The 25603-nt window shown below is 58.4% G+C and carries 26 protein-coding genes; 9 read left to right on the top strand and 17 right to left on the bottom strand.

Annotated features, from left to right (window positions below; all coding sequences use genetic code 11):
• Positions 1-2: 2 nt before the first annotated feature.
• Positions 3-1082 (bottom strand): lytic transglycosylase domain-containing protein, encoded by a 1080-nt coding sequence (locus KJA79_RS03645; protein ID WP_213040639.1) that lies wholly within the window; start codon positions 1080-1082, stop codon positions 3-5.
• Positions 1083-1176: 94 nt separating this feature from the next.
• On the opposite strand from KJA79_RS03645, the gene KJA79_RS03650 reads away from it, so the two are divergent.
• Positions 1177-1875: a uracil-DNA glycosylase gene (locus KJA79_RS03650; RefSeq protein WP_213040640.1), complete on the top strand. Its 699-nt coding sequence runs from the start codon at positions 1177-1179 to the stop codon at positions 1873-1875.
• A gap of 14 nt (positions 1876-1889) precedes the next feature.
• Here KJA79_RS03650 and fsa read toward each other — a convergent pair whose 3' ends face one another.
• On the bottom strand, positions 1890-2537 hold the full coding sequence (gene fsa / locus KJA79_RS03655; protein ID WP_213040641.1) for a fructose-6-phosphate aldolase: 648 nt from the start codon (positions 2535-2537) through the stop codon (positions 1890-1892).
• Between the two features lie 189 nt (positions 2538-2726).
• Here fsa and KJA79_RS03660 point away from each other — a divergent pair, with 189 nt between their 5' ends.
• Positions 2727-3029: a hypothetical protein gene (locus tag KJA79_RS03660; protein ID WP_213040642.1), complete on the top strand. Its 303-nt coding sequence runs from the start codon at positions 2727-2729 to the stop codon at positions 3027-3029.
• 884 nt (positions 3030-3913) lie between these two features.
• On the opposite strand, the gene dapB is transcribed toward KJA79_RS03660, so the two are convergent.
• From dapB to KJA79_RS03700, 8 genes are all read right to left on the bottom strand, one after another.
• Positions 3914-4717 (bottom strand): 4-hydroxy-tetrahydrodipicolinate reductase, encoded by an 804-nt coding sequence (gene dapB, locus KJA79_RS03665; protein ID WP_213040643.1) that lies wholly within the window; start codon positions 4715-4717, stop codon positions 3914-3916.
• A gap of 29 nt (positions 4718-4746) precedes the next feature.
• Entirely contained in the window at positions 4747-5619 is an 873-nt protein-coding gene (dapA, locus tag KJA79_RS03670) for a 4-hydroxy-tetrahydrodipicolinate synthase (protein ID WP_213040644.1), read from the bottom strand.
• 34 nt (positions 5620-5653) lie between these two features.
• The gene (gene lysA / locus KJA79_RS03675; protein WP_213040645.1) at positions 5654-6916 is read right to left on the bottom strand and encodes a diaminopimelate decarboxylase; all 1263 of its coding nucleotides are present in this window, start codon (positions 6914-6916) and stop codon (positions 5654-5656) included.
• 99 nt (positions 6917-7015) lie between these two features.
• Positions 7016-7318: a hypothetical protein gene (locus KJA79_RS03680; RefSeq protein ID WP_213040646.1), complete on the bottom strand. Its 303-nt coding sequence runs from the start codon at positions 7316-7318 to the stop codon at positions 7016-7018.
• Positions 7315-8769, bottom strand: coding sequence for an argininosuccinate lyase (gene argH, locus KJA79_RS03685; RefSeq protein WP_213040647.1), 1455 nt, complete (start codon positions 8767-8769; stop codon positions 7315-7317). The genes KJA79_RS03680 and argH overlap by 4 nt, the downstream gene beginning before the upstream one ends.
• Entirely contained in the window at positions 8769-9986 is a 1218-nt protein-coding gene (locus KJA79_RS03690; protein ID WP_213040648.1) for an argininosuccinate synthase, read from the bottom strand. Before KJA79_RS03690 ends, argH begins: the two co-directional genes overlap by 1 nt.
• Before the next feature lie 12 nt (positions 9987-9998).
• A complete protein-coding gene (gene argF / locus KJA79_RS03695) occupies positions 9999-10982 on the bottom strand; it encodes an ornithine carbamoyltransferase (RefSeq protein WP_213040649.1) in 984 nt (327 codons plus the stop codon).
• A 16-nt stretch (positions 10983-10998) separates the two neighbouring features.
• The gene (locus tag KJA79_RS03700; protein ID WP_213040650.1) at positions 10999-12204 is read right to left on the bottom strand and encodes an acetylornithine transaminase; all 1206 of its coding nucleotides are present in this window, start codon (positions 12202-12204) and stop codon (positions 10999-11001) included.
• A 171-nt stretch (positions 12205-12375) separates the two neighbouring features.
• Here KJA79_RS03700 and KJA79_RS03705 point away from each other — a divergent pair, with 171 nt between their 5' ends.
• Positions 12376-13020, top strand: a complete 645-nt coding sequence (locus tag KJA79_RS03705; protein ID WP_213040651.1) for a DUF2628 domain-containing protein — start codon at positions 12376-12378, stop codon at positions 13018-13020.
• A gap of 29 nt (positions 13021-13049) precedes the next feature.
• Here KJA79_RS03705 and KJA79_RS03710 read toward each other — a convergent pair whose 3' ends face one another.
• Complete coding sequence (locus KJA79_RS03710) at positions 13050-13895, bottom strand: hypothetical protein (protein ID WP_213040652.1); 846 nt, start codon at positions 13893-13895, stop codon at positions 13050-13052.
• Positions 13896-14076: 181 nt separating this feature from the next.
• Between KJA79_RS03710 and KJA79_RS03715 the strand changes: the two genes are divergently transcribed.
• Positions 14077-14682 (top strand): 2,3-bisphosphoglycerate-dependent phosphoglycerate mutase, encoded by a 606-nt coding sequence (locus KJA79_RS03715; protein ID WP_213040653.1) that lies wholly within the window; start codon positions 14077-14079, stop codon positions 14680-14682.
• A gap of 115 nt (positions 14683-14797) precedes the next feature.
• On the opposite strand, the gene KJA79_RS03720 is transcribed toward KJA79_RS03715, so the two are convergent.
• Positions 14798-15292 (bottom strand): hypothetical protein, encoded by a 495-nt coding sequence (locus KJA79_RS03720; RefSeq protein ID WP_213040654.1) that lies wholly within the window; start codon positions 15290-15292, stop codon positions 14798-14800.
• A gap of 144 nt (positions 15293-15436) precedes the next feature.
• Here KJA79_RS03720 and KJA79_RS03725 point away from each other — a divergent pair, with 144 nt between their 5' ends.
• The gene (locus tag KJA79_RS03725) at positions 15437-15988 is read left to right on the top strand and encodes an outer membrane beta-barrel protein (RefSeq protein ID WP_213040655.1); all 552 of its coding nucleotides are present in this window, start codon (positions 15437-15439) and stop codon (positions 15986-15988) included.
• A 297-nt stretch (positions 15989-16285) separates the two neighbouring features.
• On the opposite strand, the gene KJA79_RS03730 is transcribed toward KJA79_RS03725, so the two are convergent.
• Positions 16286-17308 (bottom strand): D-alanine--D-alanine ligase family protein, encoded by a 1023-nt coding sequence (locus tag KJA79_RS03730; RefSeq protein ID WP_213040656.1) that lies wholly within the window; start codon positions 17306-17308, stop codon positions 16286-16288.
• Positions 17305-18366: a putative zinc-binding metallopeptidase gene (locus KJA79_RS03735; RefSeq protein ID WP_213040657.1), complete on the bottom strand. Its 1062-nt coding sequence runs from the start codon at positions 18364-18366 to the stop codon at positions 17305-17307. Before KJA79_RS03735 ends, KJA79_RS03730 begins: the two co-directional genes overlap by 4 nt.
• A 172-nt stretch (positions 18367-18538) precedes the next feature.
• Here KJA79_RS03735 and ttcA point away from each other — a divergent pair, with 172 nt between their 5' ends.
• Both ttcA and KJA79_RS03745 read left to right on the top strand, forming a co-directional pair.
• Entirely contained in the window at positions 18539-19408 is an 870-nt protein-coding gene (gene ttcA / locus KJA79_RS03740) for a tRNA 2-thiocytidine(32) synthetase TtcA (RefSeq protein ID WP_213040658.1), read from the top strand.
• A 729-nt stretch (positions 19409-20137) separates the two neighbouring features.
• Complete coding sequence (locus KJA79_RS03745) at positions 20138-20572, top strand: hypothetical protein (RefSeq protein ID WP_213040659.1); 435 nt, start codon at positions 20138-20140, stop codon at positions 20570-20572.
• A gap of 18 nt (positions 20573-20590) precedes the next feature.
• Here KJA79_RS03745 and msrA read toward each other — a convergent pair whose 3' ends face one another.
• Both msrA and zwf read right to left on the bottom strand, forming a co-directional pair.
• Positions 20591-21133: a peptide-methionine (S)-S-oxide reductase MsrA gene (msrA, locus tag KJA79_RS03750; RefSeq protein ID WP_246507397.1), complete on the bottom strand. Its 543-nt coding sequence runs from the start codon at positions 21131-21133 to the stop codon at positions 20591-20593.
• A gap of 32 nt (positions 21134-21165) precedes the next feature.
• On the bottom strand, positions 21166-22695 hold the full coding sequence (gene zwf / locus KJA79_RS03755) for a glucose-6-phosphate dehydrogenase (RefSeq protein ID WP_213040661.1): 1530 nt from the start codon (positions 22693-22695) through the stop codon (positions 21166-21168).
• Positions 22696-22862: 167 nt separating this feature from the next.
• Here zwf and KJA79_RS03760 point away from each other — a divergent pair, with 167 nt between their 5' ends.
• On the top strand, positions 22863-23783 hold the full coding sequence (locus tag KJA79_RS03760; protein WP_213040662.1) for a TonB family protein: 921 nt from the start codon (positions 22863-22865) through the stop codon (positions 23781-23783).
• Between the two features lie 225 nt (positions 23784-24008).
• On the opposite strand, the gene KJA79_RS03765 is transcribed toward KJA79_RS03760, so the two are convergent.
• Positions 24009-24329 (bottom strand): PilZ domain-containing protein, encoded by a 321-nt coding sequence (locus KJA79_RS03765; RefSeq protein WP_281412650.1) that lies wholly within the window; start codon positions 24327-24329, stop codon positions 24009-24011.
• A gap of 831 nt (positions 24330-25160) precedes the next feature.
• On the opposite strand from KJA79_RS03765, the gene KJA79_RS03770 reads away from it, so the two are divergent.
• Entirely contained in the window at positions 25161-25523 is a 363-nt protein-coding gene (locus KJA79_RS03770; RefSeq protein WP_213040664.1) for a PilZ domain-containing protein, read from the top strand.
• The last annotated feature ends 80 nt before the right edge of the window (positions 25524-25603 follow it).

Here is a 25603-nt window from a genome sequence, read left to right on the forward strand (position 1 = left end):
AACTAGGGAAGTTTGTCTTGCTTGAAACAACGATTGGGACAGGTTTGCCGTGGCACCTTAACCTGATACGTTCCCTTTGGCAAGTAATCCTTGGTGAACTCCGGGTTCAACATTTTCAATTCCAGAAAGTATGTTCCATATTCCTCGGCGATCAAGGTGAGTCGCCGCTGCGCTTCCTTGATCGTCACCGTCACCGTTTCCGTTTCGAGTGGGGGATACAGATCCTTCTTCGTGAGCCCCAGATACTTTTCCGGCTGAGAATAGATTTCTTTGGCCGCAATGATGCGCGCGACATAACGCATGGTCTCCCGCGGACCATGCATGCGCCAGTAGTCCTTGACGTTCTGCTCCTTAATCAACTTGCGCACTCGGTCTTCTCCGGCATTGTATGAGGCCATCGCGAGAAACCAATCGCCCTGATACAAATCCCGCAGATAACGGAGGTACTTAATGGCGGCTTCGGTGGACATCTCAAGATTACGCCGTTCATCGAGCCACCGCTCGTTGTGCAATTTGTAGCGCCGCCCCGTCGAATTAATGAACTGCCAGGGGCCCGACGCCTTCGCGCGGGAATAGGCTGCCGCAATGCACTTACTTTCGACCAGCAGCATGTATTTCAAATCATCGGGCAGTCCTGCTTCCGCCAACTGTTTCTCCGCCGGCGCAAAACATCGCCCAGTGCGTTTCGCAAGAATGATGCTCTCACCCTGATCCTCGAGAAATTGGTAGAACTCATATTCGATCCGTTCCCGCACCTGCCAATTGTCCAACGGAATCGATTGCCCGGCGAAGGTCAACTTATCGGGCAACTTGAAGGAACTCAAAAAGAAGCGCTCTCCCTCCCGTTTGATTTCCGGAAGAATGACAAGCCGGTCCTCGAGCTCCGGAGCGATTTCCGTTTCATTGGTCTGGGGAGCTGATGAGGAATCATTCGCCGGCGCAGGCTGCTCGTCATGAGTTTTCGACGGAGGCGGCGCGGCACTTTTGGAATCCACGGACATTTCCGCAAATAAGGGGGCCAGCCCAAGCAACAGGGTCACGCCGACGATACCGGTCCGAAGCCCCCAATCATTGTTCCGCATACCGAACTGATCCTTTCGTCACACTTGATCGCCCATGCTATCAACAAGCTTGTCGAGGGACAAGGAACACCTGGTTTTGCTACACTCCCTTTCGATGTCTACGCTCCGACTGCTGAATACCGACATTGTTGCGTGCACCCAGTGCACCCGATTAGTCGCCTTTCGCCAAGCCGTCGCCGAGACTAAGCGACGTCAGTTCCGCGATTGGACCTACTGGGGAAAGCCCATCCCTGGATTTGGAGATCCGAACGCCCGACTGTACATTCTGGGGCTTGCACCGGCCGCACATGGAGGGAACCGAACAGGACGTGTCTTCACGGGGGATCGAAGCGGAGATTGGCTCTATGAGGCGTTGCATCACTTCGGGTTCGCCAACCAGGCCTCATCCACGCATGCGCAGGATGGCCTCACACTCACAGACTGCTATATCGGCGCAACCGTCCGATGCGCGCCGCCGGCCAACAAGCCAACCCCCGACGAATTTACCGCCTGCCGACCGTTTGTTCTGAGAGAATTGCAGCTATTGAAATCCGTGCGCGTGGTCGTTGTGTTAGGCAAGATCGCGTTCGACCATTACCTCAAGGCCACTCGTGAATTGGGGCACCACTTACCTGCCCCGCTACCCAAATTTGGTCACGGGGTCATCTACACCATGCCTTGGGGTGTAACGCTGATCGGTTCCTATCATCCAAGCCAGCAAAACACCTTCACGGGCAAACTCACTCGACCGATGTTTCACCGCATCTTTTCTGAGGCCGGACGGCGGCTTTCAGGTACAGTGATCGCGAATTGACAGTCCAGGAACTGTTACTTCTTGTTCATCGCCTCCCAATCGGCGAGAAACTTCTTCAAGCCGAGATCAGTCAATGGGTGTTTGACGAGTTGCTGAAACACCGCATAGGGCATCGTGCAAATATGCCCTCCCGCCAACGCCGCCTCGACCACATGCTGGGGATGGCGGACGCTCGCTACAAGGACCTGTGTCTTAAAATCATAATTTTTATAGATGCTGACGATCTGTCGGATCAGCGCCATACCATCTGAACTCACATCGTCCAACCGTCCGATGAACGGAGACACGCACCAGGCCCCAGCCTTGGCTGCCAACAACGCTTGAGTCGGCGAAAAGCACAAGGTCACATTCACACGAATCCCTTCAGCGGCCAACTGTTTGGTTGCGCGGAGCCCCTCAGGGATGAGCGGGACCTTTACCACAATATTCTTGTGAACCTTCGCGAGATCCCGGCCTTCTTTCACCATGGCCTCGGATTCGATCGCGACCACTTCGGCACTGATCGGACCATCGACCATCTTGCAGATCTCAAGGAGCATTTCCTTAAAACTGCGCCCTTCCTTGGCCACGAGCGAGGGATTGGTAGTCACGCCATCGATCAGACCAAGTTTGGCACCTTCCTGGATTTCTTTCACGTTCGCCGTATCGAGATAAAGCTTCATAGGAGGATCCTTTCGTCGAGCGATCTATATCATTTTCGAGCGGGCATTGTAGAAGCAACGTGAAAACAAGGCAACGGGTCAACATTCCTATGATAGACTCGTTTTGCAGTAGAGAATAGGGACTGCTACCCTTTTCCCGACACCGTGATAGCCCGACTCCAGCATCGTGAACCTAGGAGGACCATGCACATGCGCGCATCTCTGGGAATCTTGATGATCTGCCTTCTTTTGACGGCCTGCAGTCACAATCCCTATCTCGACGCCTCCTTGACCCGGTACCAGGGGAAGGATCAAGCCTGGATTGAAAAGGAACTCGGTCCCCCTGATGCAAAAACCTCTCGATTTTTTGGGGGAGAAAAGTGGATTTACAATCGAATCGCCGGGGGAAAGTCAGGCCCACCGCTGTTTAATTTCAAGGCTAATGAGTGCCAGATGATTTTATTCTTTGACAAAGAGAATATGGTGTCTGATTCGAGTTATTCAGGCTGCTAAGCCGAGAGTTGCTTCTGAAACGCGATCGCACAATCGCGACTGCAAAAGAAATATGTTTGTCCGCCAATTATCTCGCTCACGGCATGTTCTCGCGGGACAAACACTCGGCAGACAGGATCCTGAATCATCTGTTTGCCAGATTCTTTCCCTTCCCTCGACTTCGCCGTCAGGTCGTTCTGGCCCAACTGCCTGAGTGCTCTCCTCAATAGATAGTAGAGAAGTGCCAAGAGTGCCGCGATGAAAAACAGCCTATACATTGTGGCATTCCCTTCATAGGCCGCTACATATCTGACGCAACCCGCCCTACCTCGACAACTTACTGGGTCTGAGCAATCCCTTAAGGGGTAACCTTAGGACCAAACGGCCCAGAGGCTTTTGCGTCTATGCGGGGCCTTTTCCCTCAGTGATCCAGTACTTCAGATGGATGGTTTATCCTACAGAGCAATGCTATAAGCCACTCATGCATAAATGTGACAAATGCCGCGGAACAATGTTGCCTGAGCGGGCGGTTGACTTGAATGCTGGTTTGGCTATCACAGTACTGGCGTGCCTGAACTGTGGCCGTCGAAAAGCAGCGGATTCAGAACCGAGACCGATCACGTCACGACATTAGTCTGTCGCACTAAAAAATCCAACGCCAGCACGCTGACTTGCGATGGGAGAAGGTGTCATGAGCACACCTTCCTTAGGCTGTCGTCCGTTCAGGACCTCAGTTTTACACGTCGCACGCAAAGCCTCATCGCTACTATCCTGGTTCGATCTTGAGCTACAGGATAGGCCTGCCCATGGGGCAAACCCGCAACCGAATCGTTGGACATTCACGCGTTTGCGATTGCGCAGCCTAGGGTTTTTCTGCCGGCTCACGCCTAGACTCCAAGGTCGCCTTACTTGAGACTCAACACATCGTGCATGTCGTAGAGGCCGGCAGGCTGCTTGACGACCCAACGGGCGGCGCGAAGTGCTCCGCGCGCAAATGTGTCCCGGCTACTCGCGCGGTGGGTGACCTCAATCCGTTCGCCCATGGTCCCGAACATCACTGTATGATCGCCGACGATGTCTCCTGCGCGAATCGTCTGGATCCCGATCTCGCCTTTTTTGCGCTCTCCGATCAGCCCCTTGCGCGCATAGACTCCAACCTGGCCCAGATCTCGATTGACCGCCCGAGCAAGCACCTCGGCCATCTTGAGAGCGGTACCGCTGGGAGCATCTTTCTTCAGACGATGGTGCGCTTCGATCACCTCGATGTCATAGTCTTCGCCGAGCGTCTTAGCCATTTCAGCGATCACCTTGTAGATTACATTGACTCCAACACTCATGTTGGGAGAAAAGACGCAGGGGATCTGTTTACTCACGCTTCGAAGCTCGTCCAATTCAGTTGCAGAGAAACCAGTGGTGCCGACCACAATGCTCCGTCGATGTTGAGCGACAATCCTCAAGTGTCCCAACGTGGCAGCGGGAGTAGTAAAATCAACCACTACCTCGCCTCGCTCCATTAAACTGGACAGATCTTCTACGATCGGCACCCCCGTATGCCCACAGCCGGCGACTTCACCGGAATCTTCGCCAAGAGCATGATGCCCCTTGCTCTCCACCGCTCCAGCCAATGTGAGAAATGCCGAGTCTTTGACCAGGGACACCAAACGAGAGCCCATACGTCCGGCGGCCCCTGTAACAACAACCTTGATCATGACAATATCCTTCACAACCAGCTTGGCCGTTAGACCAAGCCGGCGGCCTTCATCACGTGCAACAGTTTTTCGCGGTTCTCATTTCCCATGGGACAGAGCGGGAGCCGCATTTCCCGATCGATCTTGCCCATCATATGAAGCGCTTCCTTCACAGGGATAGGATTGGTCTCATAAAACAACGCTGTGAAGAGAGGATACAGCTGATAGTGCAGCGTGCGCGCCTCATCGACTCGACCGGCACGAAAGGCATTGACCAACTGGGCCATCTTCGCGGGAAGCAGATTCGCCGTCACCGTAATGACGCCTTTGCCGCCGACTGCCATCATGGGCAAGGTCAACGCATCATCCCCGGCCAACACCGTTAATCGCTCCCCGCACCGTTGGATGATTTCCGAAGCCTGCTGAACGGCACCGCTCCCTTCCTTCACCGCTACCACCGTCGGACAGACCGTCAAACGCGCGATGGTGCTCGGCAACATATTCACCCCGGTTCGTCCCGGAATGTTGTACACCACCAGCGGAAGATCGACGGTTTCGGCAATCGCCTTGTAGTGGAGATACAGTCCTTCCTGGGTGGGCTTGTTGTAATAGGGCGTAATCAGCAACGCGCCGTCCACACCCGCAGCCTTGGCATGCTTTGTCAGGGCAATCGCCTCATCGGTACTGTTGGATCCCGTCCCCGCGACGACCGGAACCCGCCGTCTCACGACCTCAACGGTGAACGCCACCACCCGATCATGTTCAGCGTGGGTCAGCGTGGCCGATTCACCGGTGGTCCCGCATGGCACGATCCCGTGGGTACCACTGCTGATCTGCCATTCGATGAGATCGCCGAGGGACCGCTCGTCCAGCTTGCCGTTCTTGAACGGCGTGACAATGGCAACCAAAGACCCTGTAAACATTCAGCGCTCCATCTCAAAGACAGTAAAGACCACCCTACGCGAGAAACTCCGGAATCTCCTCGCCTCGCACCAAATCCTCATAACTCTCGCGCGAGCGAATGACGTGGATTTGCCCCTCATGCACCAGCACCTCCGGCACACGCGGCCGCGAATTGTAGTTCGAGGACATGACAAATCCATAGGCTCCCGCGCTCATGACCGCCATGAGATCTCCGGCATTTAGGGCCGGCATGACACGGTCCTTGGCCAAGAAATCTCCTGACTCGCACACAGGGCCGACCACATCCACGGTCTTCTTCTCGCCATGCGCCGCGGCTTCATACACCGGCCGGATATCGTGGTACGCATCGTACAGGCTCGGGCGAATCAGGTCATTCATCGCGGCGTCGACAATCAGAAACCGTTTGGCTTCGCCATCCTTCGCATACAACACCTTGGTGAGCAACACGCCGGCGTTACCCACAATCACACGACCGGGCTCCATGATCAGCACGCACTTCAAATCACGCACGAGAGGCAAAATCGCCTCAGCCAGATCTTTCGGTTCGGGAGGGGTTTCATCGGAATAGGTAATGCCTAACCCACCGCCAATGTTGATGTACCGAAGAGGAATCCCTTGCTCCGCCAGCGCCTGCACCAACGCCAGCACCTTCTTCAGTGACTCGACGAAGGGGGTCACTTGCGTCAGTTGTGATCCGATGTGCGCGTGCAGCCCCACCACCTTAATATGGCTGAATGCAGCGGCAGCCTTGAACTCCTCGATCGCACGATCGGCCGCGATCCCGAATTTGCTCTTCTTCAGACCGGTGGAAATATAAGGATGCGTCTTCGGATCGATGTCGGGATTGATTCGCAGGGCAACCCGGGCCTTGACACCCATGGATGCCGCCACCTCGTTGATCGCCTGCAATTCCGCCGACGATTCGACGTTGAACATCAAGATATCGGCCTTCAAGGCCTCAGCGATTTCTTCAGGCTTTTTCCCTACCCCGGCAAAGACGATCTTCGTGGGCGGCACTCCCGCCTTCAAGGCACGATACAGTTCTCCGCCGGAAACGATGTCCACGCCGCTTCCTTCTTTCGCCATGAGCCGCAACACAGCCAGGTTCGAATTCGCCTTCATCGCAAAGGCCACAATGTGCGGGATGTTCTTGAAGGCGCCATCGTACACACGGAAATGCCTCACCAGCGTGTGATGGCTATAGATGTAACAGGGTGTGCCCACTTCCTTCGCAATGCGCGAAAGCGGCACATCCTCACAGTACAATTCGCCTTCCCGATAGTGGAAATCATGCATGGTCGTCATCCTCGATCAACAAGTCCAACTCAACTCTCCTCATCCCGAAGGGGACGAATCCCCGCGACCGGACCGCGTGGAGTTTGTCACAACCGACGCCTATCTCGTGCCCATCATCCGCAACGGAGGGGTCGGTAATGGGTCTGGCTCCGGAGGGATCGGTGCCTCCTCAATCGTCACCCCGGTGGGCGCACTCGGCCGTGACGCTGAACCATACACATTGGCGCCGGCGGCCAACAGCCCTTCCCGCCTCAACTGACGTTCGATGATCGGCGCGACTCCGACATCCTCCGGAGGAATCGGTGCACCCAAGACCCCACACCCGGCCAATCCGAGTACACCGAACACCGCGGCAGCAGGGCGGCCGCGCAGAAGAACGCGCCTCCCGCCGAACGACTTCATCCCTTCAGTGCCTTTTCAAGCTCCTTGATTCTCGCTTCTACCCGACGCCGCGCCGTGCCGCCGATCTGATCCTTCCGATTGATGGCCCCTCGCACGGTCAGACACAGCAGCACATCCTGCCCAAAGCGAGGCGAAAATCCCTGCAACTCCTTCAAGGTCAGTTGTTGCAGCGGTCGGTGTTGCTCCAATGAGAATCGCACAATCTGTCCGGTAATGGAATGGGCCTCCCGGAACGGCACCCCTTGTGTCACCAGATAATCCGCCAGCTCCGTCGCCAACATGCCCCCGCCTTCAGCGGCCTCAGCCAACACCGTCGTGTTGACGACAAGCCGTCGCATCAGTTCAGTGCAAAGTACCAACGACTGTTCCGTCGTGTCCACGGCGTCGAACAGGGCCTCTTTATCTTCCTGCAGGTCACGGTTGTAGCTGAGGGGCAGCCCCTTGAGCAGCGTCAGCATCCCCATCAAATGGCCATAGACACGCCCAGTCTTGCCACGTACCAGCTCCGGCACATCGGGATTCTTCTTTTGCGGCATCATGCTGCTGCCGGTACAAAATGTGTCCGGCAAGTCCACGTACCGAAACTCCTGCGACGCCCAAAGAATCAGCTCTTCACTCAGTCGCGAGAGGTGCATCATGATCAGGGACAATGCGCCAAGTACCTCCACCACCGCATCGCGATCCGAAACCGCATCGAGACTGTTTTGCGTCACCGACGGAAAGTCCAGGAGCGAGGCCGTGTATCGACGGTCAACGGGATAGTTCGAGCCGGCAAGCGCGCCGGACCCCAGCGGCATGACATTCAGCCGGGTCCGACAATCCCGGAGTCGCCCCCAATCGCGTTCAAGCATTTCGACATAGGCCAGGAAGTGATGCGCCATCAAGACCGGCTGCGCTCGCTGCACATGCGTATACCCCGGCATCACAACATCGAGATGCGCACGCGCTTGCCCCACCAGCACACGTCGGAACTCCTGAACTTGCCCCATCACACGTGATACGACATCGCGTAAAAAGAGCCGCAAGTCCAACGCCACCTGGTCGTTACGGCTTCGCCCCGTGTGCAGTTTTCCGCCGAGCGGGCCGATCAGCTCCGTCAGTCGACGTTCGATCGCCATGTGAATGTCTTCGTCTTGGGGCAAGAAGGGAAAACGTCCGTGATCCAGTTCGAGCTTCACCCGCTCCAACCCGCGCACTAGCTGCGCCGATTCCCTGGTTGTCAACACCCCGGCCCGTTCGAGCGTTTTACAGTGTGCGATGCTCCCCTGAATATCGTAGGGATAGAGACGCCGATCATAGGCCAACGACGTGGTGAACTGCTCCACCAGACGGTCGGTCTGCTCAGCAAACCGGCCGCCCCAGGCTTTCCCTTTAGGCAGGGCCCGTCCGGAGCGTGGTGCGGCGGAAGCGGACTTAGACGCGCGAGCGCCCGCAGACGTAGATTTGGCCATTACCGAGCCGACCTCTTCTTGCGTTGCGCGCGAATGGCCAACCGCAATGCATTCAGGCGAATAAACCCTTCCGCATCTTTCTGTCGATAGACATCATCTTCTTCGAAGGTCGCCATATCCAGGCGGTACAGGGAACGTGGAGACTTCCGTCCGACCACCGTGCAATTCCCCTTATACAGCTTCACCCGAACAGTGCCGGTGACATCCTTTTGGGCTTCATCGAGCGCGACCTGCAGCATCTCGCGTTCGGGTGCGTACCAATATCCGTAGTAGATCAGCTCCGCATACCGCGGGATCAGGCTGTCCCGCAAGTGCAGCACTTCCCGATCCATGGTCAGGGACTCCAAGCCTCGATGCGCCGCATGCAGAATCGTACCGCCCGGGGTTTCATACACGCCACGAGACTTCATGCCGACATAGCGGTTTTCGACCAGATCGACTCGACCGACACCGTGCTCTCCGCCCAAGGCATTGAGATGGGCCAGCAACGCGGCTGGACGCATTTTTTTGCCGTCCACCGCAACCGGATCGCCGGCGACATACTCGATTTCCACTTCCCGCGCTTTGCCGGGGGCCCGCTCAGGAGAGACCGACATCACAAAAATTTCTTCCGGCGGAGCCTGCCATGGATCTTCCAGAATGCCGCCTTCGTAACTCGTGTGAAATAAGTTCATATCCATGCTGTACGGTTTCGCCTTCGTGGCGGTCACCGGAATGCCGTGCCTCTCCGCATACTCGATCAATTCCCGGCGCGAACGCATGGTCCATTCCCGCCACGGCGCGATGATCTTGATCTGCGGATGCAGCGCCATATAGGTGAGCTCGAACCGCACTTGATCGTTGCCCTTCCCGGTCGCGCCATGACACACCGCCTCAGCCCCCTCCTGTGCAGCAATCTCGATTTGCCGCTTGGCGATGAGCGGACGTGCGATTGAGGTCCCCAGCAGATAACTGCCTTCATACAACGCATTCCCGCGCAACATGGGGAAGACGTGGTCTTTGACAAACACCTCGCGGAGGTCTTCGACATAGACCTTCTTCACCCCCAAGGACTGCGCCTTTTTCTTGATGGCCTTGAGATCTTCTCCCTGACCGAGATCCGCGCAAAACGCGACGACCTCGCACCCATACACCTCTTCCAACCACTTCAAAATGACCGAGGTGTCCAGACCGCCCGAATAGGCCAAGACGACTTTCTTATACGATGACCGGCTCATACCACTCCTTTGTTACGTCCTGCGTGTCTGCGATGTCTTCCCGAGGAGTCTGACCAGAATCGCCTTCTGCATGTGCAACCGGTTTTCGGCCTGGTCGAACACGACAGACTGAGGTCCGTCCAACACCTCGGCGCTGATTTCTTCGCCACGGTGAGCGGGCAGGCAATGCATCACCAATGCGTCCGGCTTCGCATACTTCAGCAGTCGCGCATTGAGCTGATAGGGAGCCAAGATCTTCAGCCGCTTGGCTTGCTCTCGCTCTTGTCCCATGCTGATCCAGACGTCCGTATACACCACGTCGGCACCTTTCACGGCCACCAACGGATCGGCCCCGATTTCAATGACCGCCCCCGTCTGACGAGCTTCCTCTCGGGCTCGATCGACAATGCCCCGGTTCGGCTGATATCCAGGCGGGCACCCCACGGCGATCGTCATGCCGGTTTTGGCCGCAGCCTCAATGAGAGAGTTCGTCACATTGTTCCCGTCGCCGACATACGCGATCTTGATCCCCTTCAATCGGCGTTTCTTCTCCTGAATGGTCAACAGGTCGGACAAGGCCTGGCAGGGGTGATTCAGATCGGTCAGACCATTGATGATCGGGATGCTGGCCTCTCGCGCCCACTCTTCGGCAATGGCGTGATCGAAGGTCCGCAGCACAATGGCGTCCAGATAGCGAGACAAGACATGCGCTGTATCCGCAATAGTCTCCCCGCGGGACAACTGAATATCGCCCATCGGCAGCACCATGGCCTGGCCGCCGAGTTGATTCATCCCGGCCTCGAACGAAACACGGGTCCTGGTCGACGGCTTTTGAAAGAGCAAGCCCAGCATACGCCCCGGCAAAAGGGGATGGGGCACGCCCCGCCGTTGCTTCGCCTTCAGCTGGGCGGCAAGACGCAGTAAGCCCTTCAGCTCCTCCGTGTGGATCGAGAGCAAATCCAGAAAATCTTTCCCGAGACCAGCCCGGGTGGTCGACCGACGAGGACGCCGCGACATACGCGCCCCTACTCGCTTAATGGGTTGAGATGGTTCGTTGACTAAAAATCTGTGACAGCGCGGCCAGCAGGCGATCAATCTCGCGCTCCGTGATGATCAGCGAGGGCACGAAGCGCAAGACCCGATCACCGACGCAGTTGATCAGCAGCCCGCGCGTGAGACATTCGGCCACGACGGCCTTCCCATCAATATCCAACTCCATGCCTTGGAGCAGCCCGAGGCCCCGCACCTCCTTGACGCAGCGATGCCGCTCTTTCAAGGTAGCCAGCCCCTTCGCCAGACACTCGCCCATCCGACGCCCCTGCTCGAGAATCTTCCCGTCCAGCAGCACGCGCAACACCGCCAGCGCCGCGGCACAGGCCAAGGGGTTGCCGCCAAACGTCGACGCATGCGTTCCCGGCCCAAACGCGTGAGCCACGGTATCCGTCGCCAGACAGGCTCCGACCGGCACGCCGCCACCGAGCCCCTTTGCCAAAGTCATGATATCCGGCTGCATCCCGAACTGTTCATAACAGAAGAGGGTGCCGGTGCGTCCGATGCCGGTTTGCACCTCATCGAAAATCAGCAGCACATCCCGTTCACGGCACAATTCCCTCAAGCTTTGCATGTACCCGCGATCCGCCACATGGACCCCGCCTTCAGCCTGAATCGGTTCCAGCATGATTGCGGCAGTCTTGGGAGTGATCGCTCGCTCAACCGCCGACAGATCATTGAAGGTCACATAGGAAAATCCCGGCATGAGCGGCGTGAAGCCCTTGTGCACCTTCTCCTGACCGGTCGCCGTCAGCGTGGCGAGTGTCCGCCCGTGAAAGGAACTCGTCATCGTGATGATCTCGTACCGATCTGCGCCGTATTTGTCGTACGAGTACTTGCGGGCCAGCTTGATAGCCGCTTCATTCGCTTCCGCGCCGCTGTTGCAAAAGAAGACCTTCTGCGCGAACGAATGTTCCACCAGCGTCTGCGCCAAGCGCACCTGTGGTTCGGTATAATAGAGGTTTGAGGTATGAAGCAGGTGCTGTGCCTGTTTTTGGATGGCCAACACCAGATCCGGATGCCCATGCCCGAGCACATTGACTGCGATACCGGCGACGAAATCGATGTACTCCCGGCCCTCCAGGTCATACACCTTCGTCCCGCGCCCGCGCACGATCGAAATCGGCTGGCGCGTATAGGTGTTCATCAGGTACTGTTCAGCATTGAGACGCAACTCACCCGTCGGCATGGCACACCTCTCCCATCGTGAGTCGGCGAAGCTATCATAGGCATCAGGTGAAAGCAACCGAACCACCGCCTATCGTGGCTCCTGGCGCGGCGGGTCGTCGGTTTGCCAATGCAGATCCAGTGGAGATCGTCCCTTGACGGGAAGAGACGGCGGATGGGATAAGGTGGCGGTATGAAATCCTGCGCACAATGCCGGCAAGAAAACCGGGACGATGCCCGCTATTGTCATCAATGCGGGGGAGCCTTCAGCGCCGATCCCCAGGCGGCCACCCTGGAGCCGGACCAGACCACGACAACGCTGACTGATACGGAACTCTGGAAAGCCTTCATCGGCCCCAACGCCGACCGGTATCTGGAGACATTCAAAAAATTTTCGGGGCCCTCCGGCCCGCAATTCGCCCTGACCTGGCACTGGCCGGCCTTTGTGTTCGAGCCGTTTCTCTGGTTCCTGTACCGGAAAATGTATGTCTACGCACTGATTTATGCCATCGGGCCCGCCATGGCGTTCTACATCACTCAGGATCTTTCCGCCGACATCGTCTGGCGCGTGATCGCCGGGGCCAGCGCCAACTACATCTACTTCTGGCATGCCAAGGAGCAACTCGCCAAGATTAAGGCCGAACGGGCCGGAGGCGGAGAGGCCAGACAACAGATGCTGGGGGAATTGGGCGGCGTACAACCCTATGTCGTCTGGGTCGGTGTGGGGCTGCTGGTGCTGAAAATCGGACTCGTCGTGGCCATGCTCAAAGATGGTCCGCCGGACAGATCGAAGGGGTCACCCGCCAAACCACATCCGGCCAGCATGACTCAGGTGTAACTCGCTGACCGAATCTGTGCGTTCCCCTGTTACTCTCTACTCTCTTGCTCGACTTGCTGTCGGCGCTGCCACTCGATCCACGACACGAACCAGTCGAAATCCTGTTGGTACGCCGCCCCGCTAAGATCAGGCGCCGCCTGCGTTTGCTCCAGCTGCGTATAGGTGCGCGGCCAATTTTTTTGCCACCAGGACTTCAGTTCATCCGGTCCGTAGGGTTGCCCGCTGGGATTGGCAATGCCGGCCGCTGAACACAACCCCGCCACCAACGGCCAGTACCGGTCCTTGCCGAGTCCGAGACCGCGGAAATGCTCGCGCAGGAGGAATACGACCCACAGTTCGGCGCTGTTCTTTTTGTTGTGTTTGAACGGCTGAGTCTGCCGCAACGGGACAGGATCGAAGGTCTTGATCACCGAGGTATAATCGGGCCCGCCATAACTGCCTGCGGACTCCGCGATTCCTTGCAGCATATTCGCCAGCTCGACCTCCACGAGCGGCGTTCTCGACGCAGGCTGATCAGTCGACCCAGCGCCCAAAGGATTGGCCGCTGTCAGCAACTCGATCAGCGGCTTGAGCTCCCGTAACCGGCTGGCCGCGGCCTTCAGAATCTGCTCCGATTCAAGCCAATAGTCCGGATCGCCTTTAGAGGCCCGTTCACGGCCCGGCGGCGGCAAGACGACGGGAATCCAGTACCGCACCAGCACGAAGAGAATGTACTCGACCTCCCCACCGACGTGCACGACACCAGCCAACGCCTGGCTCACCCCGAGCGCCCGCCGGAAAAATGCCTCGACCCGGTCTTCGACCTGCAGACGACGCCCCATCGCCTGCCACCACTCTTGCAGCGGAGACCAGTCTGTGGGGGGAACCATCGACATCGAGCTGCTCCACGCGTGAGGGAAATCGGCGGCATGGTACTGACTGCCACCACTGAATGCAACCGACCTGGAGCAACGAGTCAGTGTTCCGGCGAGCCGGGGACCTTGACAGGATCAAGGGGCAATCGCGTAACCTGTGGGCTCAAGTCCCCACCCCTTTCGGATAAGGAGACGAGACACGATGAGTAGATTAGTTCTGATCCGACACGGCGAATCACAGTGGAATCTGGAAAACCGCTTCACCGGGTGGGTCGATGTCCCCCTCTCTCCGAAGGGAGTCGAAGAGGCGAAAGCAGCCGGAAAGAAACTGGCGGACTTCAAGTTCGACCGTGCGTTCTCCTCCGTGCTGGCTCGCGCCAATGAAACCCTGCGGCTCGTCCTTGAAACCATCGGTCAGACGACCATTCCGATCGAAAAGGACAAGGCCCTGAACGAGCGGATGTACGGCGAGTTGCAAGGGTTGAATAAGGCCGAAACGGCCAAGAAGTTCGGCGATGAGCAGGTGAAGATCTGGCGGCGGAGTTATGACGTGCGGCCGCCCGGGGGAGAAAGCCTGAAAGATACCGCCGAGCGCGTGCTGCCCTACTACGAGAGTCGCATCAAGCCCTACGTGCTCAAGGGGGAAACCATTCTCATCGCCGCCCACGGGAACAGCCTGCGCGCGCTGGTGATGCAGCTCGAACAGCTGACGCGGGAGCAGGTCCTGGAACTCAATATACCGACCGGCGCTCCGCTCTTGTACGAGCTCGACAACAGTGGACAGGTCTTGTCACACCGGTATCTCTAACCGACCGCAGTACCCCTGCGGAATGTTCACTGTTCAATGTTCAACTGAGCGCAAGGCATTGAGCATTGAACACTGTGCATGTAAGCTCTTCCACGGCAGAATGCCCCTCACTCGCCTACACACACTGGCTCAAGAGCTCCTGATACTTGTCCAGCGGCACCAGGTCGGGAAGCAGCACAAGCAACTTCGGCCGATCCTCCGGTTGAATGAGCCCCTCGCTTTCGAGCAGGTCTGAGATTTCTTCGGACGCCGCAATGGCGCCACCCTCGTAATCCCCCACCGGCGCATACCGGGCGCGGCGCTCCTCCACCTCATCGAGGTACTCCTCCCATTTCACCGCCCCGAGTTTGTACTCGCTCTCCCAATCGGCGCGAATCAGATCCATCACGCGGTGAAACACTAGGTCGCGGTACTTGCGCGGAATGTGCGCGTTGATGGCGGCCAAGACCCAGTAGAGCGTAAAGGAGAGGATCTCCCGAGTCATCGCCTCCTCCTGCTCCTCCGTGCCCTCAATTCCATACTCACTCAAAGCCTCGACCGTCATTCGGCGCGGAATCAGCTTGTATAAGGCATCTGCAACTTCGGCCGGCGTCATCGATTCTTTTTTCATACCACCCTCCGAAAGAGCCCCAAGCATACTGAAGCTCCGCGCGCGTTGACAACCCTCGGTGATGCTCCGACGCATTGCGGCGTGCGCTTGTCCGCAGGAATAGCCTATGCTACAAGGAGCGCGTTCACCGTGAGACGGAACTCCATGACACACACCAGACGAATCCAGTTTCTGTGCGCCGTCTTTGCGTTCCTCGGTTGCTTGTCGTCCCCCCCCGCCAGATCGGCGGAATCGCAAGGCGCGCATTGGGGATTCGCGACCGACCTCGGCCTGTGGAGTGGCACCACCAACGACACCACCTTCGCGCTGGGCTTCGGACTCGATTACTACATGGACCAGAATTTTTCGTTCGGCGGGATGGCGCTCTTCACGCCGGTCGGAGACCTGACACAGATCGGCATCGCGGGAGTCGCGAAGTATCATCTTCGCCTGAATAGCGGATTCAATCTGGTGCCGTTCGCGGGACTAGGCATTCTCCACGCGGACCTCAACAGGGGCAACGGACCCACCAAAGTCGATCGCAACGACACGAGCCATTTCATTCCCCTGGGCATGTCGCTGGAATATCAGGTCGGCCCCAACATCGCCTTCTCGACCACCCTCATGGTCAATCTCCATCGCATCAACCTGTCCCCACCAGTCCCCGACGACAATAGCAGCGTCGCGCTGCTGTTCGGAATTCGTTGGGGACCATAGGCCAACTCCACAGTGGTGAGTGCTGAGTGGTGAATTCGGATGAGCGAGAACGCAGCCGCAAGCCCCGTTTCAAGATAGTGACAGCCGCTCAAACGGGTTCCCAGCAAGGCCGCAGCAAAGCGAGGAGGCGAGGCGTACCCTTGCGGTACGTTGAGCCTCGGAGCGAGCGAGAACGATGCTGGGGAGTCGTTTCAGCGGCTGCACGGGCGGATGTTCAAACGGGTCTGGCGGCAAGGCCGCAGCAAGTGAGGGCCTGAGCGACGCGAGAACGCAGCCGCAAGCCTGTTTCAACATCCGCTATGCGGCTTGGGCAGGGCGCCACCGCAACCCCACCTGCAACAATTCCTGCAGCAGGTCTTTATAGGCCAGATCGGCTTTCTCGGCTGAGTCGGCGAAGTCTTCCCCGCTGGCGATCTGCGGATTGGGGTTAGCTTCGATCACGTACACGTTGCCGTCTTTGTCCATGCGCATGTCGATGCGTGCATAGCCGCTCAACCCCAGCGCACGGTAGACACGCTTGGCCAGATGCTGAATCTGCTCGGCGACACCCTCCGGCAGATTCCGCGCCTCGCAGGAACGGATGCCATACTTGTCCTGGTAGGTGCGACTCCATTTCACGCGTTGCGTGGCGATGCGGCGCGCTTCCTCCGGCATCTTATCCATCACCAATTCCCAGACGGGAAACACTTGCAGGTGGGCATTGCCCATCACGCCGACGTAGAGCTCGCGCCCCTCGATATACCGCTCCACGAGCGCTCCGGTGCCGACATGGTCATGAATGAAGGCAACGCGTTCGCGTAGCTTGTCGTCATCGTCCACGATCGACGCCTGCGAAATCCCCAATGACGCTTCTTCCGTAATCGATTTCACAATCAGCGGAAAGGGCAGGTACTTGGGCCGCCGCACCATCCGGTGCAAGGGGACGACCATGAATTCCGGGTAGGGGATGCGATGGTAGGACATGACCTGCTTGGCCAACGCCTTGTCCCTGGCCAACATGAGCCCTCGCGGATTACAGCCCGTATAGGGAATCCGCATCAATTCCAGATAGGACACGACATTCTGATCGTAGACCGCCACGCCATCAAACTCCTCCAGCAGATTGAAGGCGATGTGCGGCTTCCATCCTTCCACTGCCGTGCGGATGACTTCCAGGTCGCTCTTCACGCCGAGCGCCTGCACCTCGTGGCCAAGCTTCTTGAGTGTGGACACGACATCATATTCGGTCCGCCACGCCGCCTGTTCAGAGTTCTGCCCATTGAGTGATTCCGGAGGCACCAGATCCTTGTGCATGAGTACGAGCACCCGTAATCGCTTCATAGTGCTACCTTGTGCCTCCCGCTGTGCAGATGGTTCATGGTCTGCACCGTCAGGAGGATCGCAAAATCGAGCTTGGCCTGCTCACGCGGTTGCGTCAGATGCAGTTTTGAGGCGTGGCAGCGCTCGATCATGCTCTCTAGGACCTGATCGATGGTGTACTGATACTCTCCGGTCCATTCCGCCACCCGCCGGCGTATGTCCTTGCGAGCGCGATGCAGGAATTCGGCGGCGCTGAGATTCTTGGCGTGGGCGGGCTGGTCCGAGAACAATTTCTTCAAATCGCTGTCATAGGACGAGGCGCGTCCGATTCCATAATGCTTCCGCTTTTCGTCATAGTGATCGCGCAAGGTCTTATAGATACGAGGCAGCGGATCCAGCAATTGCCGCCCGGTCACCGTCGGGGACATCTCCGCCAGTTCACCCATGAGCCGTTCCATGAACTCCAGCTTCTTCATCACCGGCCATCCGCGATACCGTTCCCGCCAACCCGATTGCGGGTCCAGCCATACGGCGAACGTTTCGGCGAAGTCCTCATCCGGATGACTTTGGGCGTACCAGACATCCAGATGGCGCACAAAACTCCGGCTGTAGGGTCGCGGCGTATAGTACTCGGGATAGGGTTGAGAAGAGCGGCCGAACAGTTTCTGCCGACGCCGACGCCGACGGAGCAGGAAGGCATTTTCAATCGCGTGACCCGCCTCATGACGGAGGATGCGCATGCACCAGTCGTGGGTGCCTCCCTCCACCTCCAGCATCTGACTGGCTTCCAATTTGGCCAAGCGAGGATGAGCGAGATAGAAGGGGACGGCAATTCCAGGCACCCCATCCGGCGTAAACCACTCGTCTGAAATCCAGAAGTGCGGACGAAACACCAGGCGGCGAGCGGCCAACTCGCGATACAGTTGCGCGATCGGCTCCTGATAAAAGGTGCCATCGAGCCGCAATGCCAAATCGCACATGCGAAGATCGAGGAGTTGCTCGTCGCTCCACTCCGCCCATACCGGCGCTGCCCCCGCAAGATCTGCCCGCTGCCGACGCTGTCTCTGCGTTCGCCCCATGATTCCGCCACCAAAAAGCCTCGTCCGGCGCCAATTTGTTCTCGTTCAACTATAGCAGCTCGTTGAAATTACGCTGGCGGATCGACCGCATGCCTGCTCAGAGTTGTAGGGAAAACCCTCGGTCACCGACCCTATCCCATTCCCGGACGCGCATGCGCTACAATGCCCGACCATGCAACCTCTCATCACTCCGCTGACGCGGAACGCTGCACGGCCGGCCAAACAGACCGACGAACTCGAACGCCTGGAGACCAGATTGTGTCGCCTCGCCGGGCAGGCCATTGCCGACTATCGGATGATCGAGGCCAACGATAGGGTCATGGTCTGTTTGTCCGGAGGGAAAGACAGTTACGGACTCTTGGAGGTCCTGCTCTCGCTTCGCAGCCGAGCTCCGATTCACTTTGAGATCATCGCCGTCAATCTCGACCAGAAGCAGCCGGGATTCCCCGCCCACGTGCTGCCTGATTATCTGACCAAGCGCGGAGTCCCGTTTCACATTGAGACCCGCGATACCTATTCCGTCGTAAAACGGTTGATTCCAGAGGGACACACCACCTGTTCGCTCTGCTCCCGCCTCCGGCGCGGACACCTCTACCGGCTGGCCACCGAACTGCGCGCGACCAAGATTGCCTTGGGCCATCACCGCGACGACATTCTCGAAACACTGCTGTTGAATCTGTTGTTTACGGGCAAGATGAAAGCCATGCCGCCCAAGCTTCGGGCCAAGAGCGGCCGCCATCTGGTCATCCGGCCGTTGGCCTATGTCAAAGAGGCCGACCTGGCACATTATGCCGCCTTGCGGCAATTTCCGATTATCCCCTGTGATCTGTGCGGCTCCCAGGAAGACTTAAAACGCAAACAGGTCAAGGCATTGCTGCAGGACTGGAATCAGCGGTTTCCCGGATCGAACGACAGCATGTTCGCCGCGCTGGGCAACATCGCCCCGTCGTTGCTCCTTGATCGCGCACTCTTCGATTTTGCGGCCCTGAAGACCGAGGAGCGTCCTGAGGATGCAGCCGACAGCGAGACCGACGACGAGTAACCAGATGCGCCCCGCCTCTGAAGGGGGCTGGTCAGGGCGTAGCGCCATCATCGCATGGCAGGAGCAGAGACATTCCTCCCCCACGCGGCTTCACACACAGACCCATTGGATGCAGAGGACTTGAAGTGGGCGAGGAGTCAGACCCGTTGACGGAGATGGGTTCGGCGACCACATCGCAGACAGCGATAGGGATAATAGCCGATCAGGAAGAAGAAGAAATCCAACAGCCCCTGACGGCGGGACCGTTTGGTATAGCCGGAACATTTTCCACAAAAAGACATGTGACTCACTCACCCGCTAAGGACTATGGTGCTGCCTCAGGGAAGGATCCTACTGAAACACCCCAAGGCGATGCAAGTCTAGTTTGGACGACTGGACAGTCATCCAAACGACCAACGCCATGGCCGAAATTGGTACAAAAATGTGCGGGTGATAACTTGCCGGCCGGCGAGATCCGGCTCTTAGGTTCGCCGACGCAAGCGAAAGCGGTGGTGACAGAGCGTGCATCGGAATGGGTAATAGCCCATCAAATGCAGAAAAAAATCCTTCCATCCGTGCCGGGCCACGCGCTTGGCACTGCCTGAACACATGGGACAATAGACCATATCGGGTGTCGGTGCGCGCCTTTCTCCGTCGCATCGGGTAAGATGACCGAATTGCGCGGGAACGTGAGTGTGAAGCAGTTGTGACGGGGACGCAAGTCCCATCGGATGGAGGCCTGTCAGCATCGTGAATCGGCCGAACACGCTCCCCCGACAGGGAGCCGAGCCGCCGCTCTGGTCGATCGCGACAGCCGCCGCGGTGATTATTCTCACCCCGATGGTGCTCTTTTCCCTCGCACCGGAAGGCCCCATTCGCGAAGGGGACACCGTCTTCTCCACCGGGGCGCACAAGGTTTCCCTCAACCGACCGGACCAGCATCGTCAGGCCGGCTACGACTCGACCTGTCTCCTGGATCCCAAAGACCCCATGATCGTCCTCCAGACTCCGGCCGAGGGATCGGCTGAAGACTTCCTGGCCCAGGTTCAGGGAAAGAACGCCATCGAGTGGCCGTTCTGTCCCCCTCAAGCGGAACTGCTCATCAAACGCTACCAGGTCACCCAACAACCAAGTCTGCTGCAGGACCTTCGCGACGGCCTGTTCCGGCTGCTCAAACGGGTCTAGCAGAGTTCCGGTCCCCGATCACCCCCGGAGCAACGACGAAAACTTCTGACGGAACTTGGCAACCTTCGGCCCCACCACATAGGCGCAGTAGCCCTCAGAAGGATTCCGTGCAAAATACTCTTGATGGTAACGTTCGGCCTCAAACCACCGCGTCGCCGGGACCACTTCGGTGACGACCGGATTTAGGTAGAGCCTAGCCTCCGTCACCGCGGCAATCGTTTCCTGCGCGCAGCGTTGTTGCTCCGGCGAATGATAGAAAATTGCGGAACGATACTGCGTCCCGATGTCATTCCCCTGCCGATTCAAGGTCGTCGGATCGTGAATGACAAAAAACACATCCAGCAGATTGCGGTAACTGACGACCCCGGAATCAAAGGTGATCCGCACCGCCTCCGCATGGCCCGTTCGACCGCCACACACCTGCTCATAGGTCGGCGAGTCCACCTGTCCGCCGATATAGCCGGATTCAACCGATTGCACACCTTTCATCTGGTCATAGACCGCCTCTAGACACCAGAAGCAGCCGCCGGCCAGCGTCGCACTTTCCATCGCTTGCGCCATCACGCACCTCTCCTCATCCGCCACCACACCGATTACGCTTGTCCTCCGTTCCACCACTCCCGGCCTTCCCGCCGCAGCAAGGCCTCGGCCTCGGGCGGCCCCCAACTCCCGCCGGGATAATTCGGAAACGCTGCCGCACCGGGCAACGACTTCCAGACATCCAAAATCATTTGCACCACCGCCCAACCCAACTCAATGTTGTCGGCCCGCTGGAACAACGTCGCATCCCCGGCCATGGCATCGTGGAGCAGCGTTTCATATCCCGTATGCGGCGCGTTTCCAAAATAATCCGCATATTGAAAGTCCATATCGACCGTCCCGATCCGCACCGTCGGTCCCGGGACTTTGGCATCGAACCGCAGAGAAATACCTTCGTCCGGCTGAATGCGGATGACGAGCACATTCGGAGCCAATCGATCCACCTGCGTCTTGCGAAACAACATGAACGGCGCCCGTTTGAACTGCACCACGATTTCCGTCAACCGCCGCCTCATGCGTTTCCCCGTCCGCAGGTAAAACGGCACCCCGGCCCAGCGCCAGTTGTCGATGAATAATTTCATCGCCACAAAGGTCTCCGTCATCGATTCCGACTCGACATGCGGCTCAGCGCGATACCCTGCAACCGATTTCCCCTCGATCGTGCCCGGTCCATACTGGCCGAACGCCACATACCGCAGCACATCGAGCGAATTCAGCGGCATCACACCCCGCAGCACCTTGGCCTTCTCGTCGCGCACGGCGTCCGCGGCAAAGGAGTTCGGCGGCTCCATCGCCAGGAAACAGAGCAACTGCAACAAATGATTCGGCACCATATCGCGTAATGCTCCGGCTTGCTCATAGTACCGCCCACGATGCTCGACCCCGAGGCTCTCCGCCACCGTGATTTGCACATGATCGATGTACTGACGATTCCAGACCGGTTCAAAAATCCCGTTGGCAAACCGGAACACCAGGATATTCTGCACCGTTTCTTTACCAAGATAGTGGTCGATGCGATAAATCTGCCGTTCGTGCAAGACTCGCTGCAGTTCATGATTGAGGGCCCGGGCCGAGTCCAAATCATGGCCGAACGGCTTTTCGATGATGACCCGGCGCCAGGTTCCTTCCCGCTCCACCGTAAGCCCATACTCGCCGAGATGCGTCACAATCTTGCCGAACAGCCCTGGAATGGTGGCCAGATAAAAAATGTAGTTCCCCTTGGTCCCGGCGGCAGCGTCCACGTCTGCTAGGAGCTCATTCAGCCGGCGATAGGTGCTCCCCTCTTGAAAATCTCCGGCCAGGTAATGCACACATTGCGACAGGGCCTGCCAGACAGTTCGGTCGGCGGACGCGGGCAAATACTCGCCCATGACCCGGTCCAATTTTTCTCGGAATGCTTCGGTCGTGCTTTCCGGCCGATCTAATCCCACGATGGCGAATTCTTCCGGAAGGAACTGCCCGGCCATGAGGTTGTAGACGGCCGGCAGCAGCTTCCGCTTCGCGAGATCGCCATCGATCCCGAAAATCACCATCACACAGGGAGTACGGAGCCGGGGAAGGTCCATGGTCGGCCCTGAGTTCATAGACGAGGTCCTCTCAGACAACGCGATATCCTGCCTGATCCATGAAGTCTACGCAACCTCCGCTTCGTCGACTCGACAGTTTTCTGAGTTTAAGTAGGCACCCTCTCGGGCACATGGTACTGATGGGAGAGACACACACAACATCGCCCACCCCAGCGAGTACCACCATGCAACTCCCCGCGCCAGATCGCTTCGTGACGCCGCCTTGTTCGTGGTATCGCCAACGGTCCTTTGGCCTGGTGCTCGCCGGAATGCTGGCGCTCGCGGGCACCGCACCACCAGCGAACGGCACGACCGTTCAGCTCGCCCCGCAGGACCTTCAGATCGAGTTGCCGGCCGACAGTCTGTTCGGGGCTCTGCCGATCAACCGGCGTCTTACGATATTCGTTCACGTCCCGAATGCACCGGCCTGGCCAGGTGTCCCGCTGCTGGCTCAATTTGAGATCCCCGACACGGCCCCCTACATCGTGCCATTGGACATGGATCATGACCGGCATGGGTATTCCGCCACCGTTGATCTCGGTCGACTGCCCAGCACCATGGGGACGCCGCCGAAAGCGACCACCATCCACGTCCTCATCGGTCGCCCGCGGGGAGAACAGGTTGAAGCACTGCTCGACCGCACCGTCGTCATCACGATCGCCATACCGGGATATGCGGATCACCGCCGAAGGCCGGCGGATCTGTCACGCCATCTGACCGACGGCCCGCGCCAATCACAGCGCGCACAGACGGATCTCGCCCTGCTGGAAGGGCAAGTCGAAGAAGAAGACTTAGCCGGGGCTCGAACTCTGGCAAGGCAGGAGGGCTACTGGAAAAGGTTACAGGGGCTGATTCGTCAACGACTGCACGATGAAGCGGGCGGCCGACCGACCAATCCATTCCAGCGGGCACCGAGCATCGGCTTTCGTCTCTATGCTAACGGCGAGGCGCAGCTTATCGAAGTCGAACGGAGTTCCGGGGACCTGACGCTCGACCGGGCGGCCCTGCTGGCCGTGGTAAACGCCCACCCGTTCCCCCCATTCCCGCCAGGTACGACGGACCCCTTCATCGACGTGCATGTCGAAGTTCCGCCGGGTGGCCATTGACGCAGGGAGAACGCCTCCCGGGCTCACGAGTGCCTAGCCCGCATTATTCATGAACCCTTCTGCTGCACTCGTCAATCCGCTGTTCCGACAAGCCTGCAGCCGTCGGGCTCGCCCCTCGGCTCCTCGACGTACCGCACGAGTATGCCTCGGACCCTCACGGCTCTGCGCGCCGGTCTCACGATGTGGCTTGGCGAGTTCGCAACGAACCGTCATGAATAATCCGGACTAGTTGTTCTGGGTCCTCTTCAACCAGTCGATAAATTTCTGCAGCCTGGCATGCTCTTCATCGTGCACATGGACAAAGACCAGCCCGAACCCCGTGGCATCCGTCCAACGCACCTCAGCCACCTCGACCGTCAAGGGCTCATAGGGCGCGGGAAACTCGACATGGAGGGACAAGCAAGCTCGCGCAGACAGAGACTCCTCACTCACCACATGACAGCCTTCCCTGGACAGGCTGGTCATCAATCCGCTTCCGGCAACGGACTGGCCGGAAAACGTGAGAGGCACTCGAATTTCATAACGGGGACTATCGCGGCGCTCCAATATGGTCCTTTCAGCACATGGTGACAGGCGTTCAACCCGAGCAAGATCCCGAGATGGATACGCTGTTCAGCTCCCGAAATCAACCGGCATTCCACACCCTAGACCAGGCAGGCCAGAGCAGCCGGCCGATGCCTCGACTCCATGCAGGCAGCTCAGCCAGCGTATCGGGGAAGATACGCTGCCGTATCTCTTTCTCCCGTTCCCACCCACACCTGTCACACACAGCAGCCGGCCCGCTCGATAATCCCAGTGCATGAGCGGGCTCAACTCCACGCCCTGGCCACAACCAGACTGGCACAGGGGTTGCTGCATCAGGTGCGTAGAGTCAGGCTATTCATCACGTCACAGGAGACGACCCATGGAACTCAATTTTGACATGCTCATCACCATCGGAGCGTTCTCGGCCTTGATCGCCTACTGGGTCACGGACCTCTTGCGTCGGGTCTGACAGCCTCTCTCGGGAACGAGCGCAGGGGCAGGAGGAGACCCCTCGAGCAACAGTCGTAGCGGCACGGATTTGGAGCTCCCCATGTTCGTCATGAGACATCTCCCAATTTTGCGAGGTTCCAAGGGAAGACCCCTTGCCCTCGTCCTGCTCATCCTGCTTCCTTTTCCCGTCAGTATCCCCTTGGTCCTCTGGCTGACAGGCCGACACTGGCCTGCTAACGGCCCACGAGGGCCACTAGCCCCTCCGCCCACACCCTAAGGATTCCCCCTTGAAGGAGCGTGCAGAGTGGGCCGTAAGCCGTCCCCCACTAAAGTTCAGAAAAACCCTTACCGACAAGGTGTGTAGCCCTCAGGAACCGAGGGTGAAGGCAAGGAGGCCTTACTATGGACATGGATCTTCGTTCATCCACGCGGGTCACGGTCGCCTACCCAGTCCGGCTCTCCGGCGATTCAATGGTCGGTCAGGGCACTCTCATCAATCTGTCGGCCCCCGGGTGCGCCATCGAAACAACCCTTCCCGTTCAGCCCGGCGATTACCTGGAATTACACGTGATGGCTCCGGATCAGGCCCGACCACTGACCGTGGGGCTCGCGAAGGTTCGTTGGGCAACCGAACAGAAAGCAGGCGTGGAGTTCATTCGAGTGCGTCAGGATGAGCAGAGCCGTCTCCAGCGCTTGATTGGTCGGGTACTGGAAGAATCGACTGCCGGGGTCACCACCGACCGGCAGGAATTGACCGCCGCCTGAGCCGTTCCTTGCGCACGGCATCCTCCTCGTCGACGCCCGGCTTGCGATGGGGAAGGACTCCCCCCTTCGGTGGCACGAGC

The organism is Nitrospira defluvii (assembly GCF_905220995.1).
In the GTDB taxonomy this organism is placed as follows: domain Bacteria; phylum Nitrospirota; class Nitrospiria; order Nitrospirales; family Nitrospiraceae; genus Nitrospira_A; species Nitrospira_A defluvii_C.

Coding starts and splice junctions, on each gene's coding strand:
- KJA79_RS03645 (WP_213040639.1), bottom strand. CDS start 1,082: ATGCGGAACAATGATTGGGGGCTTCGGACCGGTATCGTCGGCGTGACC.
- KJA79_RS03650 (WP_213040640.1), top strand. CDS start 1,177: ATGTCTACGCTCCGACTGCTGAATACCGACATTGTTGCGTGCACCCAG.
- fsa (WP_213040641.1), bottom strand. CDS start 2,537: ATGAAGCTTTATCTCGATACGGCGAACGTGAAAGAAATCCAGGAAGGT.
- KJA79_RS03660 (WP_213040642.1), top strand. CDS start 2,727: ATGCGCGCATCTCTGGGAATCTTGATGATCTGCCTTCTTTTGACGGCC.
- dapB (WP_213040643.1), bottom strand. CDS start 4,717: ATGATCAAGGTTGTTGTTACAGGGGCCGCCGGACGTATGGGCTCTCGT.
- dapA (WP_213040644.1), bottom strand. CDS start 5,619: ATGTTTACAGGGTCTTTGGTTGCCATTGTCACGCCGTTCAAGAACGGC.
- lysA (WP_213040645.1), bottom strand. CDS start 6,916: ATGCATGATTTCCACTATCGGGAAGGCGAATTGTACTGTGAGGATGTG.
- KJA79_RS03680 (WP_213040646.1), bottom strand. CDS start 7,318: ATGAAGTCGTTCGGCGGGAGGCGCGTTCTTCTGCGCGGCCGCCCTGCT.
- argH (WP_213040647.1), bottom strand. CDS start 8,769: ATGGCCAAATCTACGTCTGCGGGCGCTCGCGCGTCTAAGTCCGCTTCC.
- KJA79_RS03690 (WP_213040648.1), bottom strand. CDS start 9,986: ATGAGCCGGTCATCGTATAAGAAAGTCGTCTTGGCCTATTCGGGCGGT.
- argF (WP_213040649.1), bottom strand. CDS start 10,982: ATGTCGCGGCGTCCTCGTCGGTCGACCACCCGGGCTGGTCTCGGGAAA.
- KJA79_RS03700 (WP_213040650.1), bottom strand. CDS start 12,204: ATGCCGACGGGTGAGTTGCGTCTCAATGCTGAACAGTACCTGATGAAC.
- KJA79_RS03705 (WP_213040651.1), top strand. CDS start 12,376: ATGAAATCCTGCGCACAATGCCGGCAAGAAAACCGGGACGATGCCCGC.
- KJA79_RS03710 (WP_213040652.1), bottom strand. CDS start 13,895: ATGTCGATGGTTCCCCCCACAGACTGGTCTCCGCTGCAAGAGTGGTGG.
- KJA79_RS03715 (WP_213040653.1), top strand. CDS start 14,077: ATGAGTAGATTAGTTCTGATCCGACACGGCGAATCACAGTGGAATCTG.
- KJA79_RS03720 (WP_213040654.1), bottom strand. CDS start 15,292: ATGAAAAAAGAATCGATGACGCCGGCCGAAGTTGCAGATGCCTTATAC.
- KJA79_RS03725 (WP_213040655.1), top strand. CDS start 15,437: ATGACACACACCAGACGAATCCAGTTTCTGTGCGCCGTCTTTGCGTTC.
- KJA79_RS03730 (WP_213040656.1), bottom strand. CDS start 17,308: ATGAAGCGATTACGGGTGCTCGTACTCATGCACAAGGATCTGGTGCCT.
- KJA79_RS03735 (WP_213040657.1), bottom strand. CDS start 18,366: ATGGGGCGAACGCAGAGACAGCGTCGGCAGCGGGCAGATCTTGCGGGG.
- ttcA (WP_213040658.1), top strand. CDS start 18,539: ATGCAACCTCTCATCACTCCGCTGACGCGGAACGCTGCACGGCCGGCC.
- msrA (WP_246507397.1), bottom strand. CDS start 21,133: ATGGCGCAAGCGATGGAAAGTGCGACGCTGGCCGGCGGCTGCTTCTGG.
- zwf (WP_213040661.1), bottom strand. CDS start 22,695: ATGAACTCAGGGCCGACCATGGACCTTCCCCGGCTCCGTACTCCCTGT.
- KJA79_RS03760 (WP_213040662.1), top strand. CDS start 22,863: ATGCAACTCCCCGCGCCAGATCGCTTCGTGACGCCGCCTTGTTCGTGG.
- KJA79_RS03770 (WP_213040664.1), top strand. CDS start 25,161: ATGGACATGGATCTTCGTTCATCCACGCGGGTCACGGTCGCCTACCCA.